The organism is Erwinia sp. MYb416, assembly GCF_037479575.1.
In the GTDB taxonomy this organism is placed as follows: Bacteria; Pseudomonadota; Gammaproteobacteria; order Enterobacterales; family Enterobacteriaceae; genus Erwinia; species Erwinia rhapontici.
The window spans coordinates 1-1,197 of the sequence record NZ_JBBGYT010000378.1; the positions used below are offsets into that span (position 1 = coordinate 1).

Here is a 1,197-nt window from a genome sequence, read left to right on the forward strand (position 1 = left end):
TGATTTATGATGTTAATCACAAAGGTTAACGTTAACATTGCGGCATTGAGAGGGCGATCACTTTTTCGGGTAAGGGTGAACATTCATCGCGGCAGGCAGAAATAACGCAGCATCCTTTTTACATCGTAAAAGGAGTTGTATAGCCTTAGCCACGGACAGTCACTCCATGGATTTGCTCAAGCAGGACACAGTGTTATGGCGTCATTAAAAGATGTGGCAAAGCGTGCAGAAGTCTCGTTAATGACCGTCTCCCGGGCATTAAATGCCCCTGAACGGTTAAAGCCTGAGACGTTGACCCGGGTGCAGGCGGCGATCGCTGAACTGAATTATGTACCTGACCTGTCAGCGAAAAAAATACGCGGCGCGCGGGCAACGCCGAAGACCATTGGTGTGCTGGCGCTGGATACCGTTACCACGCCGTTCTCAGTGGAGATCACCTTATCGATTGAAGAGACAGCAAGGGCCCATGGCTGGAACAGCTTCGTGGTGAACATGTTCTCTGATGACAGCCCTGAGAGCATTGTGGATCTGCTGCTTTCGCATCGCCCGGGCGGCATTATCTACACCACCATGGGGCTGCGTCAGGTGCCGGTTCCGCACAAACTCCTGACGCTGCCCTGTGTGCTGGCTAACTGTGAAAGCCTGCATGACAGAGTCGCCAGTTATATCCCTGATGATGAGCAAGGGCAGTATGATGGTGTGAAGGCCCTACTTGAAGCGGGTTATCGCCGTCCACTGTGCCTGCATTTACCCGCGCAGAATATTGCCACACGCCGTCGTCGTCGCGGGCTGGAGCGTGCATGCCGTGAAGCCAGCATCGATCCTGACAACCTGACGCATGTCTATATGGGAAATGGGGATGCTCATTATCACGATATACCGGGCAGCGTGCTGGCGCAGATACACCAGGGTAAGCCCGCGTTTGACTCGGTTATCTGCGGTAACGACAGGATTGCGTTGATGGTGTATCAGACACTCCTGGGGCAGGGGATTCGCATCCCGCAGGATGTGGCGGTAATGGGGTATGACAATATGGTAGGGATTGGCGATCTTTTCTTACCGCCGCTGTCGACGGTACAACTGCCTCATTACGACATTGGCCGCCTGAGCGCCCTGCACATTATCAACGGAGAGACGCATCTGAACACGGTGAGTGTGCACAGCCCGTGGCTGAAACGGGCATCGATGGTACCGAAT

Annotated in this window: 1 protein-coding gene; it reads left to right on the forward strand. The window is 53.8% G+C overall.

Features of this window, described 5'->3' with window-relative positions; genetic code table 11:
- Nucleotides 1-195: 195 nt before the first annotated feature.
- On the forward strand, nt 196-1,197 hold a 1,002-nt coding region (locus tag WH277_RS05420; protein WP_339504859.1), incomplete at its 3' end, for a LacI family DNA-binding transcriptional regulator.